Genomic DNA, 2510 nt, shown 5'->3' with positions numbered 1-2510 from the left:
CGGATAATACGCTGCTCCAGCGGCGTGAACTCCCGGCCTTCGATACGGGCATGAAAACGCCCATCCCCCCCGAAGTAATTATCCACCACGGCAAAAATGAGCCGTGGGTCGAAGATGAACAGCGCCGTTCCCCGCAGGGGCTTGATCTGCACCATATTGATATTGCTGGGTACGATCAGGTTGCGAATAAATTCACTATATTTCAGCAAGCGCACCGGTCCCACCGATATTTCTGCGGAGCGCCGCAGGAAATTGAACAGACTGACCCGCCATAAACGTGCAAAACGCTCGTTGATGACTTCCAAGGTGGGCATCCGCCCGCGTACGATCCGATCCTGGTTGGCCAGATCATACTTGCGTATTGTGCCCTGCGCCTCGGGGGCTTCGGCTTCGGTTTCAATGTCACCACCGGCGAGGCCCTTGAAGAGGGCGTCCACCTCTTCCTGGGAAAGGATATCCTGTGCCATTAATTCACCGGGCCGTCACGCAAAAGTATTCACCAAGCCCAGTTGCACCCGAGCCGCCGCAGGTGCGGCGCCGATCTCATCAACAGGCTCGGGCCTCCGGCCTTGGGGGGACTTGCCGCGGGGGAAAGGGCCGCCGCCACCATCTGCCGTTACCGCGGCCTGACCCAACTGCAACCCTGCCGCCGCAAACCCGGCCTGCAATTGCGGCAAGGCCGCGGCAATGGCTTCGCGCACAACGGCGTGCGGAGAGATGAAGAAGGCATTGGCCTGCCCCTGCTGCATATCCAGATGCACCTCCAGAGGCCCCAGATGAGGCGGGTTCAGATGCAGGGTGGCTTGCTGGAGCGTGTTTCCCATAAAGAACAGCAATTGCTGACCCAGGGCATTCCCCCCTGCCGGTGCGGTCGATACCGGTGGAGCCAGCGTAGCTGCCATGGCGCTCACCGGCGCAGTAGTCACCAGGGGTGGTACCGACAACAGGAGACTGGGACCGCCCGGCGCTGCCCCGACACCCTGCAAAGACGGATCCGGCAGGGAGGGGGTGCTGCTGCCGGATGTCGTTATTCCCCTGCTGCCATGGGCTGCCGCCGCCAGCAACGGTGCCGATAGCAACTCGGTCAGCACCGCTGTCGGGTGACCAGCCGTTGCGCCCATGGACGTCCGACCCGGGCTCTGCAGCATCTGCCCTTGGGCATTGGTGCTGGAGTGCGCTGCGTCCGCCTGGAGGCCATTTGTCGTCAGGACAGGCTGGCTCTGCCCAAAAATCGGGCTGCGGGGCAACGCCGCAGGCGGCGCGCCGGACGGCGAAGACTTGCTCACCGCCACGGCCTCCGTAGCCAGGGCATGCCCTAGGCCCGCCGGCGGGGTTACCGGCGGTACGGTGCCCGGATCCGCAAAAAGCATCGGCAATACCGGCGTGGGGGTCGGCGGCAATGTTTTGCCGTCCGGCTGGCCTTTGGCATCCTTTTCTACCGCTTTTTTTGTCAATGCCGTCGCTTCGGAGGATGCTTGCCCTGACAAAGCGGATGGCGGCGCCGCAGTTTCCGGTGCCGCAGGGTCCGGCTTGGCCGGCGCCCCTGGGACGGGCATTTGCCGACCCATAACCGTTGCAAAAGGCTCTGCAGCAGCCGTTGACGAAGGGCCGTTACCGCCATTGGCAGCCTGGCTGGAGGGCGGGCTCGCCGCTACCGAGTTCATTGCTTCAGGCGCCATGACCATTCCTCACGCTTTGCTTGTCCATCCTGCCTCCAGCAAAAATCACGCCATCATCTGAAGACGACTTGCTGCCCGCTGCGCCCACTCATCCAGTTCTTTTTGCATTTGCTGCAATTGCTGCGCGTGCCGCTGGTTTTCGGCCCGGCGCAACAGGCCGGCCAGGGCCTCTTCGCGGCCCCTTGCGCGCAGCCACTGCCGCTGCAAAAGATCGGCCTGCTGTCGATGCCGACCCAAGGATTCCTGCTGCATCGTCACCACCTGATCCAACTGGGCAATGAAGGCCCGCATTTCCCGTGCCTGTGCGCTCCATACGCCGGCGCGCTCGGAACTCTGCGCTTCCTGCCGATAATGCGCCACATAACGCCCCAGGAGGGCGAGCTTGTTTTGCGCGTCGAGGAGTATGGCCTGCTGACGGGCCAGGGCCTGGGCTGCATCCTTCCGGGTGGCATCGGCCTGTTGCTGCAGATAGCGGATGGCATCCGTTTTAGCCATGATCCATTGCCTCCATATACGGCGCCATTACCATTGCCAACTGCTCCCGACTAACACTTAGGGGCAAGGCATCCCGCTGATCCTGGCGGAGGAATCCGACAATACTGGCATGGGCCTGGACCGCCTGATCCAGCAACGGGTCCATCCCCGGTGTGTAGGCGCCCACGGCGATGAGATCCTGGTGCTCGCGATAACGCGCATAAAGTGCCTTGAGCCGATGCAGGCGCCGCAGGTCTTCCGCTGCGACGATCTTGGGCATCACCCGGCTGATGGAGGCCTCCAGATCAATGGCCGGATAATGTCCCTGTTCGGCCAGGGCGCGCGACAAGACGATAT

The 2510-nt window shown here is 62.7% G+C and carries 4 protein-coding genes and 1 pseudogene; 1 reads left to right on the top strand and 4 read right to left on the bottom strand.

Annotated features, from left to right (window positions below):
- Together ACYCUK_RS24360 and ACYCUK_RS24355 are read right to left on the bottom strand one after the other, a co-directional pair.
- Positions 1 to 467: flagellar motor switch protein FliM (locus tag ACYCUK_RS24360; RefSeq protein WP_461597157.1), on the bottom strand; the 467-nt coding region annotated here is incomplete at its 3' end.
- A gap of 15 nt (positions 468 to 482) precedes the next feature.
- Entirely contained in the window at positions 483 to 902 is a 420-nt protein-coding gene (locus tag ACYCUK_RS24355) for a flagellar hook-length control protein FliK (RefSeq protein WP_461597156.1), read from the bottom strand.
- A 445-nt stretch (positions 903 to 1347) separates the two neighbouring features.
- On the opposite strand from ACYCUK_RS24355, the gene ACYCUK_RS24350 reads away from it, so the two are divergent.
- Positions 1348 to 1740: a hypothetical protein gene (locus tag ACYCUK_RS24350; RefSeq protein WP_461597155.1), complete on the top strand. Its 393-nt coding sequence runs from the start codon at positions 1348 to 1350 to the stop codon at positions 1738 to 1740.
- Here ACYCUK_RS24350 and ACYCUK_RS24345 read toward each other — a convergent pair.
- Both ACYCUK_RS24345 and fliI read right to left on the bottom strand, forming a co-directional pair.
- On the bottom strand, positions 1725 to 2174 hold the full coding sequence (locus ACYCUK_RS24345) for a flagellar export protein FliJ (protein ID WP_461268388.1): 450 nt from the start codon (positions 2172 to 2174) through the stop codon (positions 1725 to 1727). The genes ACYCUK_RS24350 and ACYCUK_RS24345 overlap by 16 nt on opposite strands.
- Positions 2167 to 2510: pseudogene (fliI, locus tag ACYCUK_RS24340) on the bottom strand (flagellum-specific ATP synthase FliI); the annotation flags it as partial. The pseudogene fliI and the gene ACYCUK_RS24345, both read right to left, overlap by 8 nt.

The organism is Thiomonas sp. (assembly GCF_054608695.1).
This window is presented reverse-complemented; position numbering and strand designations above follow the sequence as displayed.